This is a genomic window from Paenibacillus polygoni (assembly GCF_030263935.1).
Taxonomy (GTDB): Bacteria; Bacillota; Bacilli; order Paenibacillales; family Paenibacillaceae; genus Paenibacillus; species Paenibacillus polygoni.
Window position 1 is genome coordinate 980,883 of sequence record NZ_CP127162.1, and the last position, 14,801, is coordinate 995,683.

Sequence of the window (14,801 nt, forward strand, 5' to 3'; positions counted from 1 at the left end):
GTAGACCAAAGTGCTTCGGTCCTAGAATGAATAGGTAATGATATAGAAAATATTGGCTTTGTTTTTGGCGGATAATAAGTTAGCCTTAACAGGGTAAATTTACCTCGGGAGGAAGATAAGGTGTCAAAGAAATCATACGTTATCATATTTGTTATACTTTTGGGCGCAGTCACGATGATTTACACAAAGGTATATAAAAATGCGGAAATAAAGTACAAAGAGGAGTACAACAAATTGGAGCAAATGTATCAAACGAAAAACGACTCTGGTTTCCTATACTTAGTGAAGCATCCTGTATCACCACTTCCGCTTGCTAACACTTTGGAAACATTAAGTAAAACAGAGGAAGACGAGAGGCCTGCTAAAGTTCAAGAATTAATTGAAACTGCCAAAACTCAAGCCGAAGAAGTTGATGAGCAGCTGATGATGTTTGTGAATTTTAGTGATACTTTTTCTGAAAAAGAAGAAGGAGAAATCATAAACCATATTTATTATGAGGATATTGACTTATATCTCTTAGTAAGTGGTCCGACATGGAACCCAATGTACAGTATTAGTTATCGTTATTGGAAATCGACGCCAAAGGTACTAGATGAATATACACGAGAATATTTACTTTCACTGGCGGAAGAGCTGCGATCGCTGGACAAAACATTTACGGAACTGAAAGATAGCTCCAATACTCAATCGTTAATCTTTTCAGACCAGTTGAAAGGTGCAAAAATGAAGCTTCTGGATAAGTTAAAGCCGCATCTTATAAAAATAAACCAATTGAATGAATCTTTACTAACGCATTATCATATTCAATAATTTTTCACTATCAATGAATTTCCACCCGTAAATAATGACTATATTTTGCTGGGTATACAAACAGCTGAAGACAGGTGGATACCTCTTTTTGAAAGCGCTACAATGAAGGGACGGAAGAAAAGAACCAGCAACTTCAAATGACAGAGAGTCATCATTTTTTGATTTTTCAGACCGTCTGAATAGCGACAGGACACCAAAGAATGTTGCAGGTTGTTATTTAGGGACAGATATCGATAACTGCAGCTGGCGGGATTTGATGATTATTCGAATGGCACATTTGGATATGTAGTGTGTAAAAAGCATACAATTTCGGCTTGAAAGGTGAGATGACAATGATAAAAGCAGCACCTGAGGGTTATGACCAGTATAGAGAAAATTTAAATCGCGGAACCATTGAGATGGTTGAATATTCTTCATCAACTGTTGGAAATTCGCGCAAAGCGATGGTGTATACTCCGCCAGGATATTCGCCGGATGATAAGTATCCTGTTCTGTATCTTTTACATGGTATAGGCGGGGATGAATCTGAGTGGTATAACCATGCCGCTCCACAAGTGATTCTAGATAACTTATACAATGACAATAAGATTGAACCCATGATTGTTGTATTTCCGAATGGTCGTGCAATGCCAAATGACAGAGCAGAGGGAGATATTTTTGATGCAGAAAAAATAAAAGCCTTTGAGACGTTCGAATTCGATTTACTCCATGATTTGATTCCATTTATCGAATCTAATTACTCTGCCGAGACGGGCCGAGAGAGCCGTGCGCTTGCAGGTTTATCGATGGGAGGAGGCCAGTCATTAAATATTGGACTCCATCATCTGGATCGATTTGCATGGATCGGGGCTTTTTCTCCCGCACCTAATACCCAAAGTCCTGAAATCCTCGTACCGAACCCAGGCGATACCGCATCTCTTCTTCGTTTACTCTGGATCTCTTGCGGCGATCAGGACCATCTTATTGCTAATAGTGAACGAATGCATACTTACTTAAGAGAGAACGATGTTCCTCATATCTGGTATAAAGAACCAGGCGGCCACGACTGGCCGGTATGGAAAAATGATCTCCATCTGTTTTCACAGCTTTTATTTCAATCCTAAAAAATGACTGATTTCACTTACTGGCTCAGAAGGGAATATTTAATATTTTCTTAATTCGGCAGTTTTGATAAAGACCATTCCGAAAGTACTGGAGGAAGCCTTAGATGATCGAGTTAAAAGGGAAAAGTGTTCTGATCCACGACGGGGAAATCAAACGTAGAGAGGCAGCAAACCGGGCATATTTGATGAAGCTGGACAGCGACCATCTTCTTTTTAACTACAAGCTGGAAGCGGGTCGTTATACGGGGAGGGACATCCCGAAGGGAGCGCATGGGGGATGGGAAACTCCCGTATGTCAACTCAGAGGTCATTTTCTCGGACACTGGCTGTCGGCTGCGGCAATGCATTATTTCAAGACAGGAGACCCAGAGCTTAAAGCGAAGATCGAAGTCATCATAGAAGAATTAGCGGAATGCCAAAAGGATAATGGTGGGCAGTGGGTAGGTCCGATTCCCGAGAAATATTTGCACTGGATTACGAAGGGGAAAAATGTCTGGGCACCCCAATATAATCTCCATAAGCTGCTCATGGGTTTAGTAGATGTCTATCAGTATGTGGGGAACGTGAAGGCGCTCGAAATCGCGGATTTGTTCGCAGACTGGTTTGTAGAATGGAGTAAAGGCTTTTCTAGAGAGCAGTTTGACCGCATTTTGGATGTGGAAACCGGTGGAATGCTGGAGGTTTGGGCGGATCTCCTACATATCACTGGCAAGGACAAATACAAGATACTGCTAGAACGATATTATCGAAGCAGGCTCTTTCAACCTTTGCTGGAAGGTAAGGACCCTTTGACGAATATGCACGCGAATACGACTATTCCGGAAGTGCTGGGCTCTGCTCGTGCGTATGAAGTTACGGGCGAAAAGAGATGGATGGATATCGTGGAGGCCTATTGGAATTGTGCGGTGACGGAGAGGGGGTATCTGGCTACAGGCGGTCAGACGTCTGGTGAAGTTTGGATGCCAAAGATGAAAATGAAGGCTCGTCTAGGGGATAAAAACCAAGAACACTGCACGGTCTATAATATGATTCGCTTAGCTGAGTTTTTGTTCCGTCATTCCGCTAACCCTGCATACGCACAATATATCGAATATAACATTTACAATGGAATTATGGCGCAAGCCTACTTCCAGGAGTATCATCTAAACGGCAATAAGCATCAATATCCTCATACCGGATTGCTTACTTATTTTCTGCCTATGAAAGCAGGCTTGCGTAAGGATTGGAGCACGGAGACAGACAGCTTCTTCTGCTGTCATGGAACGATGGTCCAAGCGAATGCAGCATGGAATCGAGGCTTGTATTATCAGGATGGGGACGGCATATATATCTGTCAGTATTTCGACTCTGAAGTCACTGCGGATATGGGAGGAGCTTCTGTGCGTATACAACAACAACAGGATCGTTTGAGCGGGAGCCTGATGAATTCCTCGAATACTTCAGGGTATCAGGGAATCAACGAAATAACGGCGAATCAGGAAAATATCCCGCCATACCGCAAATATGATTTTGTCGTACATACAAAAGAGCCAAAAGCATTTGCAGTCCATTGCCGAATACCGGAATGGATCATGTCGGAAGCATTCGTTTATGTTAATGGTGTTCTCCACGGAAAAACCGCTGAAAGCGGCCAATTCTATTCTATTCGACGTGACTGGAAAGATGGCGATAAAATCACCTTGATTTTCCCTATAGGAATCCAGTTCATATCATTGCCGGAAGACAAACAGATGGGTGCCTTTCGTTATGGACCAGAGGTACTGGCGGGTATAGCTGAAGAAGAACGAATTTTATTTGTCGACAGCGAAGACGTCGCATCCGAAATTGAGATGGAGAACGAGCGCGAGTGGGGAAGCTGGAGATTTTTTTTCAAAACGGTCAACCAGGATCCTTCCATTCAGCTTAGGAGAATCCGAGACATTGGGTATGAACCTTACCAAATTTATTATAAAGTTAAAAACTCTGACTGCAACCAAAATCGCCGATCCTAAAAGTGGGTGAAAAGGGTTAGGTCAAAGCTGTAACACGAGATAAAACTAACGTTAACTGAATTCTCCAAAGTTCCTCCAAAGCCATGTAAGGTCTTGATGGGGCAAGTAAATAGTTCGATGCTTAAAGGCTGCCAATCGGCAGCCTTACCTATTCACCAAAACTCCGTATTTACTTCCTTTGCAAACGATCAAATCCCCGGGTATTTTATCTGCTGTCACCCTTTAGCCACTTCAATATTTTATAAAAGAGCTCCCCGTCCCATTAATATATAGGTGATTCTATTTACTAGACAGGTTATTATTTAGAAGTAAGTTTGTATGGAACTTTTTATTGAACAGGAGAAGGAGTCTTGTCATGGAAAAGACGTTGAAAGAACAATTACTAGAACTGTCAGATAAAGAATATCAGAGGTTTTCTTCCGCATTAATTCCAAATGTTAATCATGTTATCGGTGTTCGACTGCCGGTGCTTCGAAAAATAGCTAAAAATATGGCGAAGGAAAATTGGAAGGAATATTTTGAACAGACGGAGAAGGAATGGTTCGAAGAGGATATGCTGCACGGTATGATTATTGGTTATTATAAAGCGGATATTGATGAGATTCTGCATCAAGTAGCAGCCTTTGTACCGAAGATTGATAACTGGTCTGTGTGCGACAGTTTTTGTTCAGGATTAAAAGTTACTTTACTTTATAAAGAACGTGTATGGGAGTTTCTACAACCCTATATGGAATCTGAAAAAGAATATGAGCTTCGTTTTGCCATTGTAATGATGCTTACTTATTATGTGGATGATCAATACTTGGATGCAGTATTAGAGCGGCTTGATCAAATTCAGCATGAAGGGTACTATGTGAAAATGGCTGTCGCATGGGCTATATCTATCTGTTTTATTAAAAAACCGGAGAAGACGATGACCTATCTACAATCAAATTCTCTGGATAAAGTAACGTATAATAAAGCTTTGCAGAAAATAACGGAGTCGAATCGAGTTCGTCCAGAAGTGAAGAAAATCATCCGCAGCATGAAACGTAAGTGAGGAGAATCAGTTGCAATTAGGAAATTAATTTATTTTCCCATATTTTTTAATACCATCATTAAATTGGCCGGCTTTTCTGCGAGCCTCCTCGTGTAATAGGGATACCACATCGTTCCGTAAGGTACATAACATCGCACCCGATAACCTTCCTCTGCTAGTTTCACTTGTTCCTGCATGCGAAGTCCGTACAGCATTTGAAATTCAAAGCGGTCCTTCGGAATATCGTGTTCCAGAGCATACTGTTTCGTCCATCGTATGATCTTGTCATCATGAGAGGCGATAGCCGTGTAGACATGGTGATCCAGATGCATCTGGATGATTCGTTTGTACTGCCAGAGTACATCCTTTATATTCTGATAGGCGATGGAAGAGGATTCCTTATAAGCTCCTTTTACAAGCCGGAGGGGAATGCCTTGATCTATACAATCCTTTGCATCTTGTTCTGAACGATACAAGTAAGCTTGAATTACGGTGCCTGCGTTCGTTAACTGTTCCTTGTGCAGCTTCCATATCATTTCTAAAGTCGCATCCGTGTATGGCGAATCCTCCATATCAATTCGGACAAAATTCCGGTAGTATTTTGCTTCCCGAACGACGGCACGGATATGTTCATACCCCATCTCTTTATCTAGAGCGAGACCCATTTGTGTTGGTTTCAAAGATACATTCGCATCTACCCGAGATTCCGCAATTGCCTTGATCAGCCGGATATATTCATCACGATAGCTCAGTGCTTGATCAAGCTGCGTCACTCCTTCCCCTAAATGGTCTAATGTGGCCATGATTCCCTTACTGTTTAGTCTCTTTACTTCTTCAATGGCTCCTTCTAGATCACTTGCGGCAATAAACTTTCTTGCCAAGGACTTGCCGTATCGTAAGGTCAACTTCTCCACCAGCGGATTACTGGAGACGGTGAGCATCGTTTTTCGGTATAGTTCGGTTCCTATTTTCATGGGTATCATCTCTCCTTCTACGTTTCATATGTATGGGGGAAAGTCAAGATGAATACATATGAAATACAGAACTTTTCTCATTTCATTTACAACAAAGCAGGGAGCTCACATGCCAGCAAATTGAGAACAAGCCTGACCAGTAATTAGAAGGAGGCACAAATATGCCCGTTCCATTCCGAAATGAACCCTTTACTGACTTTGGTGCTGAAGGAAATCAGAGCTTATTTAAAAATGCGCTGAGGCTGGTTGAATCCGAACTTGGCAAGCATTATCCGCTGATCATTGGCGGTAAGGAGATGGAGACGACAACAAAAGCCATCTCCATAAATCCTTCCCAGAAAGATCAGGTGATTGGTAGTTTATCGCAGGCGGGTGAAGAACAGGCAGAGCAAGCGATTGTCACAGCCCAGGCGGTATTTGAACATTGGCGCTATACGACGTTCACGGAGAGGGCGAGATACTTATTCAAAGCAGCAACACTGCTTCGCCGGAGAAAGCATGAATTCTCTGCCTGGATGGTGTACGAGGCGGGGAAAACGTGGGGGGAAGCAGATGCAGATACGGCAGAAGCCATCGACTTTATGGAATTCTACGCGAGGGAAGCACAGCGTCTAGCACAGCCGCAGCCCCTGGTTCATATTGAAGGGGAAGATAATGAGCTGTACTATGTGCCGCTGGGGGTCGGAGTCATCATCCCCCCTTGGAATTTCCCGCTTGCGATTATGGCAGGCATGACCACGGCGGCTATCGTATCGGGCAATACAGTGGTACTAAAACCAGCCAGTACGACTTCCGTTATTGCCGCAAAATTCGTACAGCTTCTTATTGAAGCAGGGGTACCGAGCGGGGTTGTTAACTTCATACCCGGGGCGGGGAGCGAAATCGGTGACTACCTTGTTGATCATCCGCTGACTCGGTTTATTAGTTTCACTGGCTCCAGAGAAGTGGGGCTGCGAATTAATGAACGGGCTGCAAAAACAGCCCCAGGACAGAAATGGATGAAGCGAGTCATTGCCGAAATGGGCGGCAAGGATGCGATTATTGTAGATGAAGGGAGTGATCTCACTGCCGCAGCAGAAGCGATTACGGCCTCCGCATTCGGTTTTGCAGGTCAGAAGTGTTCTGCCTGCTCCCGAGCGATCATCCATGAGAGTGTATATGATGAAGTCCTTACAAAAGTAATCGCCCTAACCCGAAAGTTAAAAGTAGGCAGCCCGCTGCTACCGGAGACAAACGTCGGACCGGTGATTGATCCGCATGCTTTTCGAAAAATTCAAGACTACATCAAGATCGGAAGAACAGAAGGGGAGATTGTTCTTGGAGGAAAAGCAGAAATTAATGATGGGTATTTCATCGAACCGACGATCATAGCGGGGGTAAGTCCTACTTCGCGTGTATCGCAGGAAGAGATCTTTGGTCCTGTCGTGGCATTTACGAAGGCTTCATCTTTCCAAGAAGCATTGCGGTATGCGAACAATACAGAATTTGGACTGACCGGTGCAGTATTCTCCAGAAACCGGACACATCTGGAACAGGCTAGAGCCGTCTTTTTTGCAGGTAACTTGTACTTCAACCGAAAATGTACGGGCGCTTTAGTAGGCGTTCATCCTTTTGGGGGATTTAATATGTCAGGAACAGACTCCAAAGCAGGCGGACGGGACTACTTACTTTTGTTCACGCAAGCCAAACTTGTCTCGGAAAAATACTAAATTTCTAATCTTACCAGAATCGAGAATCAACATTATTAAAAAAACAGAATGATAAAAGAAGCCATGCCCTCTAAAGAGGAAACATGGCTTCTTTTATCATTCTAGCATGAGCTATCCCATATGAAGGAAACGTTCACCTGCAATACCTGGTGTCGTCATTTGTTCTGGGTGCATAATTTCTTGGAGTTCTTCGATTGTCAGCAGTCCTCGCTCTAAAATAATGGAGGTAATCGTCTGCTTGGTGCGAAGCGCTTCTTTTACGATGCCAGCCGCTACATCATATCCAAGATGCGGATTCAGAGCGGTAATCATGGTGAAACTTTGATCCAGCACTCGCTTGATATGGTCACGGTTCGCATCCAGTTCCTTAATGGCAAACCGGTGGAATACATCCATTCCGTTATTCATAATCTTGAGCGATTGTAACAGGTTAAAGGCAATAACAGGACCCATTACGTTGAGTTCAAACTGTCCTGCACCGCAGGCCAGCGCGATCGTATGATCGTTACCAATGACCTGGAATGAAATCTGATTCATGACTTCAACCATAACAGGGTTTACTTTACCTGGCATAATGGAAGAACCTGGTTGTCTTGCCGGAAGCAGAAGTTCTGAGAAACCTGCTCTTGGACCGGATGCCATAAGCCGAATGTCGTTACAGATCTTGGACATATTAACGGCACATACTTTGAGTGCGGCAGACATCTCTAGATACGCATCTGTATTTTGGGTAGCATCTACCAGATCTTCTGCGGTATATAAAGGTAAGCCTGTAATTTCACCGAGATATTCGGTCACTTTTTGGATATACGCCGTTTTTGCATTCAGCCCCGTACCAACAGCCGTTGCTCCCATATTAATAGAAAGAAGACGTTTGGACGCTTCTTGAAGTCGCTCCATGTCTCTAGAGAGCACTTTCGCATAGGCGCCAAATTCTTGTCCGAGTTTAATCGGAACCGCATCCTGCAGATGCGTTCTTCCCACTTTAACAACATCATCGAATTCTACCTGCTTTTGGACAAACCCTTCATGAAGCTGCTCCATTGTCTGTAAAAGCGTCGCTGCATGACGATAGGCTGCAATCCGCAGGGCTGTAGGGATCGCATCATTGGTAGATTGGGACATATTTACGTGGTTGTTCGGGTTACAGTGAAAATAATCGCCTTTCACTTTAGATAAAAGTTCAAGTCCTCGGTTGGCAAGGACTTCGTTCATATTCATATTAATGGAGGTGCCTGCGCCACCCTGAATGGAATCAACGATAAACTGATCCAGAAGTTGACCTTGCATGACTTCTTCTGCTGCTTTGATAATGACTTCTCCGATCCTCGGCGGAAGCATTTTCATATCCATGTTAGCCATTGCTGCGGCTTTCTTTACCGCGGCGAGAGCAAATATAAGTTCTTTTTCAATAGGTACTCCGGTAATAGGAAAATTATCTACTGCCCGCATCGTTTGAATGCCATAGTAGGCAGACGCAGGAATACTCAGTTCACCAATAAAATCTCGTTCAATTCTTACCGTTTCAGCCACAAACGTTCCCTCCAGTAGGAAGCTATTATGATGTAAAATATAGCTTGCGATAGTTTATTGTAAAATTTCATCTTTCCACCAAGCAATAATAGTATACATCAATCCGACCTAAAGTTGGAAATAAAATGAAAGCGCAGTCTTTTTATTCTCTATAACATATGATATGCAGTGAATCTACCAAAGTGACGAGGATATTAGGGCTGCCTAATTCATAGATATACCTACTACATAAAACAACAAAAAAGAACCGAAAAGATTCCAATTCATCAATGATTTGTGTAATATTCCCTTAAGCGAACAAACGAATGATTTGTTTCGTTATTTCGGTTGGCTCTCAGAAACTTATTTCAAGATACGTAAAAGATTGGGGGAGCAGAGTGTACTTCATCTCACGTGATTCGTCTATATTTGATCCCTTTCATGCCGAGACGTTTGAGTATATGTCAGGTTCTCATGTTACGGTTCTTCTAATCATTTTAGCGCTGCTTTTATTATTGTTTTTATTTAGGTTTCAGTTTCGCCGATCACCTTTGCTGAAAGAGGTGCTAAGGTGGAGTCTTGCTGCCGTTTTAATAATATCGCAACTCATGCTCGAAATATGGTATCAAGCTTTTGGGCTATGGGATATAAAAAATACATTGCCGCTTGAACTGTGCAGTCTTACGCTTATGCTATCGATTCTGATGCTGATCACAAAAAGCAGACTCCTGTATACCTTTGTGTTTTATGCAGGAATATGCGGAGCACTGGCAGCCTTGCTCACCCCTAACTTAGCCTATGCTTTTCCACATTTTCGTTTTATTCAATTTTTTATCGCCCATGGAGCGATTATTTTGTCTGCTCTTTATATGTCATGGATCGAGTATGAAAAATTATCATTCATTTCAGTACCGATTGGTTTTATCATGCTCAATGTGGCGGCTGGTTTTGTGTGGCTGATCAATCAGATGACAGGAGCGAATTATATGTTTCTCTCACATAAACCGGATACGCCATCTATCCTGGATCTGCTGGGTCCCTATCCGTTTTATATCGTAATGGAAGAGATATTAGCGCTTCATCTGTTTCTTATGCTGTATGTACTTTTCTTCTATCTTCCTTGGGGCGCAGTGAACCGGGGAAAGGAGAGCAGGGAGGACGATGTTCATGAAATCGGGTTCTAACAAGAAAGATGGAAATATGGAATGGGGAAAAATAAATAAGGACTACCTCACCTTGTATCCCGTGAGCGGGATTAGACTGAATGCAGGAATTCTCGTACTATTTTTCCTTAATCTATTCTTGGTGATTCCTGTATTAGGTGTACCGTATCAACCGATATATGCCTATATCCTGTTTCCGCCGCTTGCTGTTATGAATATATGGGCTTTCGCTTTGATGGCTGCCCCGCGTAAGTTTCAGCTGAACTACGTCTTATTCAGAGGTGTATTTGGTATCGTCAGTTCACTCGGATTCGTCATTGTCACTCAGAAATTTGCTTACACAGGGCTTGATTTTAAAACACCAATGTACGCCATCGGTTCTTTTGCTGCCTACGGTTTTGCATTGTACCACTACATCAAGTCTCATCTCAGGAAGCTGAAATCACCACCCCATAAAACGAGAAAGCAGGAGAGAAGAACACCAAGGTTGTCCATAGCCGCATTAACGGGAGGCGGTTATTTGGCTGCAAATCTCTCTCTCATGTTTATAACGGAAAAAACGGTGACGATTGTACTCATGTGTGTATATATTATGCTTACTTTTGTTATGTTTCATTTCATACTAGAGCTGCATCGTTATTACTGGCTTAATAGAAGAACAGCAGGTACAAAAAAACCTCCGATCTCTGCCGATTTGCAGTAGATCCGGAGGATTCGTATAAAGTATTAGTAACTTGGAGTTTAACCTCGAAGCAGTGATTCAGCTCCATCTACATAAACTTCCGTACCTGATACGTGAGAGGCTTCATCAGAAGCAAGGAACAATACTAGATTTGCGACTTGTTCTGGTTTACCGGCCTCACCAGCGAGTGGATGTCCGCCCTCAGGATATTCAACAGGAATCTGGACTTCTTCCAAGTCTTCAGAGCGAGTCGTTTTACCGTCAATCTCTGTGTCAATTGCACCAGGGTGAACTGAATTCACTCGAATCTTGTATCTTGCCAGCTCCAGTGCAGCCATTTTCATAAATGCAGCTTGACCTGCTTTTGTTGAAGCGTATGCGGAGAAACCGATGTTTGAGAAGACCCGGTTTCCGTTGATCGAACTGTTAATGATAATGCTGCCTCCGTTATCTTTCATATAAGGGATGGCATATTTCACAGTTGCGAATGTTCCGCGCATATTAATACACATGGTTTGATCCCAATCTTCCACTTCCATGGTTTCAATAGGGGCGAGCTTGCCGTTTACTCCAGCATTGGCAAAAACGATGTCAACCTTGCCTCCCGCAAGATCGGCAACTTCCTTCATTGCGCGTTCCACCATTTTGGGCTCTGAAATGTCACATTCGACTACGTCAGCGCGGCCGCCATTTTTCTCGATGATTTGTTTAGTTTCCTCTGCCTTTTCTACTGTCCGGTCCAGCAAAAACACCCGTGCTCCTTCTTTTGCGAATCGAATAGCTGTTGCCTGACCAATGCCGGCACCTCCTCCAGTAACGACTGCGAGCTTGTTTTCTAGACGTAGTGTCATTCTTTTTTCCTCCCTTAATATCTTAAAATTTATGTGAGTATTGATCTAATGTGTTTTCTTATGTACGGTAAATACCCCCGCAGGAGGATACTTGAATCATAATCAGAATAAATACAAAATCCCTGCATTCTCTTTGTAAAAAAGAGCGTGCAGGGATTTAGGTTATGCTGCCTATAGATGAATTTACCAAAAGGCATGTCTTATTTAAATTTTTTCCAATCCATCGAACTATTCTCGAGCAGGTGTTCAAAATCGTTATCCAGGCGTTTTTGTTCTGCTTTTTTCTTCTCTTCTGCAATACGTTTGGCCTCTTCCTGACGAGCAGCTTCGGCTGCTTTGATCTCGGATGCCTGTGCGTTAAGCTTCCCAAGAACTTCTTCACTAAGCAAATCTTTTAGTGTGGCTGCACTTCCTTCTTGAGCAGAAGACCGCTGTGCAGACTGTGAAGGTCTGGATCCATTCTTTTTCTTCACCATGACGATCCCTCCATTTCGCTTCTGTAAAAAGTATAACAGGAATCGTAAGGTGTTGAAACTGATTCTTGGTTGAAATCTACACCCTTTCTTTACGAAAGCATAGTCTAAAAAAGAGAACAGAGGAATAGTTATAAGAAATAATGATAGCGCTTTCTTTAAATTGGTGTAAAATATAGAAACAACAAGAGAAGACAGAGTATACAGCTTATTTTGAATACCGATACTACGACTAATTAAACAGTGAAGGGGTCGTTGATATTGGAAGTGAATAATACACAGCTATTAAAAGGGTTAATGTGGGGCACCATTCTCAGTATACCGCTCTGGATCTCGATTATGGGTTGGGTTCGCATCTTGTTTTAAAAATATTTGTTTTCTCGTGTAACACATACATCACATGGTTTAAAAAAAGACCGGCAAGCATAGAGAAGGGGACGAACCCCATTCATGCCTGTCGGTCTTTTCCTTATTGAATCTTTTCCGGTTCCGGATAATCTACACCCAGCGTATCTACGGTTACTTTGGTCATAACCGGCGGATTTTCGGGCCGATCTTTTTTTACCGTTTTCAGATTTGCGATTTCATCAACCACATCCATACCTTCGATTACTTTACCAAAACTAGCATAAATATCATCCAAATGCGCGGAATCAGCTTGTACGATAAAGAACTGGGATCCTGCAGAATCCAGATCATTCCCACGAGCCATCGAAATGACGCCGCGGGTATGAAGCAGGTGGTTCTTCACTCCGTTACTTGTGAATTCACCTTTGATACTATAGCCGGGGCCGCCAGAACCCGTACCTTCCGGATCTCCGCCTTGAATCATAAAGTTTGGAATCACACGGTGAAAGATCGTACCGTCATAAAATCCGCTGTTAGCCAGCGAGATAAAATTGTTCACTGTATTAGGAGCTACCTCCGGATACAACTCTAAGACGATCTTTTTACCATTATCCAGTTCAATGGTTGCCACCGGATGCGAAGCATCTGCGTTTGGAATGCCAATGCCTCCGAATTCAAGCTCATCATTTTGCGCTTCATCTTGTCCACAACCCGCAAGTACAAGCAGAAGGGCGGAAACAATAAATAGAAGTTTGAAACCTTTTGATTTGACGAACATACAAGCTCCTCCTTGATTCATGTCGAATAGGATTATCATACCCCAAAACTGGACACACAGGAAAGAACCCTATCTGAATGGAAAGGGTTCTTTTCTCTCATTTTACTATTTTAGGAACAAAACAGTAACCAGATGTAAGATATTCGTTTATACTATTTAAAAGAATCATTTTCATCATACCTTTAAATAGTTACCAAGAAACTTTTAGAAACAAGCTCTGGTTTTAGGTTTGATCCGGATTTCCGACTCCATTAATGAGATCGGTTCCATGCATGGCATCAGGATCAGGAGATACGGGATCGATGGGACTGTCTTTTGCAATCTCATCTGCATCGGGTACAGCTGCAAGATCCGGCTCGGATGAACGAAGAAGCTCTTCATTTGGAGTATTAGCATCTGCTTCCCAGGTGTCATCTGCTGCAGAAATAGGACGCAGATCCTGCATAATCCCTTGCTCAGCTGTCTCTGCATCTGCTGGGTGCGTATCTTCGTCAAGACTGATCGTCTGCTCGGTATACGTATTCACATAATTCAGATCATCTTCTGGTATCATATCCATATTTTCAGTCTCTTGGTTTAACGTTTTATATCGATCATAAGCAAAATCGGCTTCGCTTGTTTTAGGTCTATTATCCATCAAGAATTCTCCTTTCTGATGCTGATGTTATATACTGTCCTTTTAGAACATAGGGAATACATATTTTACGAGGAAATACAGTAGTCCAAAGAAAATAATGATGTAAGCCGCATACTTGATGAAGGTGGATGCTACTAAACTTGAATCGGATTTTTTCTGAACATCTCTTCGTTCAACCTCTACATTCCGATGTGATTCATTCATTTTCGTCTCCTCCTTATCTTCTCATAACCTATGCTCATAGTTTGTTCTTGCCCATTCTTAAACCGATTTGAGGGAGCTTGAATCAGAGGAAGAACAGAGGTAATGATGTAAAGAGAAATATGTACGGAGAAAGGGAGAATTGATTAATGGAGTGGTTTACTTTTGGGAATATGGTAGAAACAATTCGAATTGGACAAAAAGCATCAACACCAGGTTTTTCAAGAACGGTCATTCGTACTCCTAGCGGTTTATATTGGACTGGCGGGATATGGAATGGGAAAATTGTGGAGATCAGAGATTATTTATTCTCAGACATCTGGACGATCTACGAAGATGAAGAGAGTCTGGTATGGGAAGAGTACAGAGAGCCTATGGAACGTAAGATTGTAGAAATGATTACGAATCAATATGAGGAAGAACGAGCCCAAAGACGAGAAGAGAAAAAAGCGAAATCTACTCAGACGTTATGGAAAAATAAAGATGTGTTTTAATCCTTGTAAGGTAAAGAAGAAAAGGAATTCATATAATAACTGAATTATTGAGGTGTG

15 protein-coding genes are annotated in these 14,801 nt (G+C 42.5%); 8 read left to right on the top strand and 7 right to left on the bottom strand.

All coding sequences use genetic code 11. The features are described from left to right. Nucleotides 1-120 precede the first annotated feature (120 nt). The 4 genes from QPK24_RS04695 (at nt 121) to QPK24_RS04710 (ending at nt 4,943) form a co-directional block, all read left to right on the top strand. Entirely contained in the window at nt 121-810 is a 690-nt protein-coding gene (locus tag QPK24_RS04695) for a hypothetical protein (RefSeq protein ID WP_285746561.1), read from the top strand. Nucleotides 811-1,142: 332 nt separating this feature from the next. Continuing rightward, on the top strand, nt 1,143-1,913 hold the full coding sequence (locus QPK24_RS04700; protein WP_285746563.1) for an alpha/beta hydrolase: 771 nt from the start codon (nt 1,143-1,145) through the stop codon (nt 1,911-1,913). A gap of 104 nt (nt 1,914-2,017) precedes the next feature. Beyond that, a complete protein-coding gene (locus QPK24_RS04705; RefSeq protein ID WP_285746566.1) occupies nt 2,018-3,904 on the top strand; it encodes a beta-L-arabinofuranosidase domain-containing protein in 1,887 nt (628 codons plus the stop codon). A gap of 355 nt (nt 3,905-4,259) precedes the next feature. Next, nucleotides 4,260-4,943 carry a DNA alkylation repair protein gene (locus tag QPK24_RS04710; protein ID WP_285746568.1) on the top strand — a complete coding sequence of 228 codons (684 nt, stop codon included), beginning with the start codon at nt 4,260-4,262 and terminating at the stop codon, nt 4,941-4,943. A gap of 29 nt (nt 4,944-4,972) precedes the next feature. Here the strand turns inward: QPK24_RS04710 and QPK24_RS04715 are convergent, their stop codons facing one another. After that, nucleotides 4,973-5,896, bottom strand: coding sequence for a proline dehydrogenase family protein (locus QPK24_RS04715; protein WP_285746570.1), 924 nt, complete (start codon nt 5,894-5,896; stop codon nt 4,973-4,975). Nucleotides 5,897-6,057: 161 nt separating this feature from the next. On the opposite strand from QPK24_RS04715, the gene pruA reads away from it, so the two are divergent. Next, nucleotides 6,058-7,605, top strand: a complete 1,548-nt coding sequence (gene pruA / locus QPK24_RS04720) for an L-glutamate gamma-semialdehyde dehydrogenase (protein ID WP_285746572.1) — start codon at nt 6,058-6,060, stop codon at nt 7,603-7,605. Nucleotides 7,606-7,716: 111 nt separating this feature from the next. Here the strand turns inward: pruA and QPK24_RS04725 are convergent, their stop codons facing one another. Beyond that, the gene (locus QPK24_RS04725) at nt 7,717-9,138 is read right to left on the bottom strand and encodes an aspartate ammonia-lyase (RefSeq protein ID WP_285746574.1); all 1,422 of its coding nucleotides are present in this window, start codon (nt 9,136-9,138) and stop codon (nt 7,717-7,719) included. Between the two features lie 377 nt (nt 9,139-9,515). On the opposite strand from QPK24_RS04725, the gene QPK24_RS04730 reads away from it, so the two are divergent. Both QPK24_RS04730 and QPK24_RS04735 read left to right on the top strand, forming a co-directional pair. Then, the gene (locus QPK24_RS04730; protein WP_285746576.1) at nt 9,516-10,301 is read left to right on the top strand and encodes a YwaF family protein; all 786 of its coding nucleotides are present in this window, start codon (nt 9,516-9,518) and stop codon (nt 10,299-10,301) included. Next, on the top strand, nt 10,285-10,983 hold the full coding sequence (locus QPK24_RS04735; protein ID WP_285746578.1) for a hypothetical protein: 699 nt from the start codon (nt 10,285-10,287) through the stop codon (nt 10,981-10,983). The genes QPK24_RS04730 and QPK24_RS04735 overlap by 17 nt, the downstream gene beginning before the upstream one ends. Before the next feature lie 38 nt (nt 10,984-11,021). Here the strand turns inward: QPK24_RS04735 and QPK24_RS04740 are convergent, their stop codons facing one another. From QPK24_RS04740 to QPK24_RS04760, 5 genes are all read right to left on the bottom strand, one after another. After that, the gene (locus tag QPK24_RS04740; protein ID WP_285746580.1) at nt 11,022-11,813 is read right to left on the bottom strand and encodes an SDR family oxidoreductase; all 792 of its coding nucleotides are present in this window, start codon (nt 11,811-11,813) and stop codon (nt 11,022-11,024) included. A 200-nt stretch (nt 11,814-12,013) separates the two neighbouring features. Beyond that, entirely contained in the window at nt 12,014-12,289 is a 276-nt protein-coding gene (locus tag QPK24_RS04745) for a YqkE family protein (protein ID WP_285746582.1), read from the bottom strand. Between the two features lie 466 nt (nt 12,290-12,755). Beyond that, nucleotides 12,756-13,412, bottom strand: coding sequence for a peptidylprolyl isomerase (locus tag QPK24_RS04750; protein WP_285746584.1), 657 nt, complete (start codon nt 13,410-13,412; stop codon nt 12,756-12,758). Between the two features lie 223 nt (nt 13,413-13,635). Then, nucleotides 13,636-14,049 carry a hypothetical protein gene (locus tag QPK24_RS04755; protein ID WP_285746586.1) on the bottom strand — a complete coding sequence of 138 codons (414 nt, stop codon included), beginning with the start codon at nt 14,047-14,049 and terminating at the stop codon, nt 13,636-13,638. 42 nt (nt 14,050-14,091) lie between these two features. Continuing rightward, nucleotides 14,092-14,253 (bottom strand): hypothetical protein, encoded by a 162-nt coding sequence (locus QPK24_RS04760; protein ID WP_201450680.1) that lies wholly within the window; start codon nt 14,251-14,253, stop codon nt 14,092-14,094. Nucleotides 14,254-14,399: 146 nt separating this feature from the next. On the opposite strand from QPK24_RS04760, the gene QPK24_RS04765 reads away from it, so the two are divergent. Further along, nucleotides 14,400-14,744 (top strand): hypothetical protein, encoded by a 345-nt coding sequence (locus QPK24_RS04765; protein WP_285746589.1) that lies wholly within the window; start codon nt 14,400-14,402, stop codon nt 14,742-14,744. Nucleotides 14,745-14,801: the final 57 nt, after the last annotated feature.